This window comes from Pseudomonas cyclaminis (genome assembly GCF_015163715.1).
Taxonomy (GTDB): Bacteria; Pseudomonadota; Gammaproteobacteria; order Pseudomonadales; family Pseudomonadaceae; genus Aquipseudomonas; species Aquipseudomonas cyclaminis.
In genome coordinates this window covers 1-1,414 of the sequence record NZ_JADDUM010000356.1, presented here as the reverse complement: position 1 = coordinate 1,414, position 1,414 = coordinate 1, and the positions used below count along the sequence as shown (strand labels likewise).

Annotated in this window: 1 protein-coding gene; it reads left to right on the top strand. The window is 59.8% G+C overall.

Annotated elements, in window-relative coordinates; all coding sequences use genetic code 11:
* Positions 1-147: 147 nt before the first annotated feature.
* The coding region (locus IQK56_RS30360; RefSeq protein ID WP_193901964.1) for an extracellular solute-binding protein at positions 148-1,414 on the top strand (1,267 nt) is incomplete at its 3' end.

The following is a 1,414-nucleotide window of genomic DNA, read 5'->3' as shown; positions in this document are numbered from 1 at the left end:
AAGCCCGCTCACCACAAAGGATGCCGCTCACCACATATACGAACAAACACAGTGATTTATCGCCGTTTTCAAGATGCTTTTTCCAACCGGAACAAGCTGTTACTGTACCGATCATAAAGCCCAAGCCGCCTGGATCGGATCTCTGACTTGAAGCGTCCCCTCCTTCTACTAATAAGTCTGGCCTTGAGCTTTTGTGCGAACGCGACGATTACCGAGAGCCACGGTTATACGCAGTTCGGCAGGCTCAAGTACCCGGCCAAATTCACCCACTTCGACTGGGTCAACCCTGCAGCGCCGAAAGGCGGGACTTTGCGGGTCATGGCATTTGGCACCTTCGATACGCTCAACCCCTATACCTTCAAGGGCTCCAGCCCGGTTTCCACCCCGAATTTCCTGCAATACGGCGTCAATGAGCTCAATGAGCCATTAATGGTCGGCACCGGCCAGTACGCGCCGTCTGGCGACGAGCCCACCTCTAGCTACGGATTGATTGCCCAATCGGTGGAGTACAGCGAGGACCGCAGCTGGGTGGTGTTTAACCTGCGCCCGGAAGCACGCTTCCATGATGGCAAGCCGATCACCGCCGATGACGTGGCCTTTTCCTATCGCACCCTGCTGACCGAAGGCCATCCGCAGTACCGCACCAACCTGCAGGAAGTGGCGCGGGTGGACATCCTCAACCCTCACCGCATCCGGTTTGTGTTCAAGCGCGCCGGCAACCCGCTGCTGATCCTGCGCCTGGGCGAGCTGCCGGTATTGCCCCAGCACTATTGGAAAAACCGCGACTTCAAGGCCACCACCTTCGAGCCGCCGCTGGGCAGCGGGCCGTACCGTATCAGCAAGGTCACGCCGGGGCGCCAGCTGGTGTTTGAGCGGGTCAAGGATTACTGGGGCAAGGACCTGCCGGTCAACCAGGGTTTCTATAACTACGACAAGGTCGAAGTGGAGTTCTACCGCGACAGCGACGTGGCCTTCGAGGCCTTCAAGGCCGGCGAATTCGACATCTACATCGAGCACCAGGCCAAGAACTGGGCCAATGGCTACAACTTCCCGGCCGTGAACCGAGGTGAGGTAATCAAGGCGCAGATCGCCCACCAGATCCCCACCCAAAGCCAAGGCCTGTTCATGAACACCCGCCGACCGACCTTCAGCCAGACCAAGGTGCGTGAGGCCTTGGGGCTGATGTTCGACTTCGAGTGGACCAACCGCACCCTGTTCAGCAACGCCTACAAACGCACCTTGAGCTACTACCCCAACAGCGAGTTCGCAGCCAGCGGCGTTCCCGTGGGCCACGAATGGCTGATGCTCTCGCCGTACCGCGAGCAATTGCCGGCGAACCTGTTTACCCAGGCCTTCAGCCTGCCGCAGACCGACGGGCGCGGCATCCCCCGCGAGAACATGCGCCGCGCCCTGG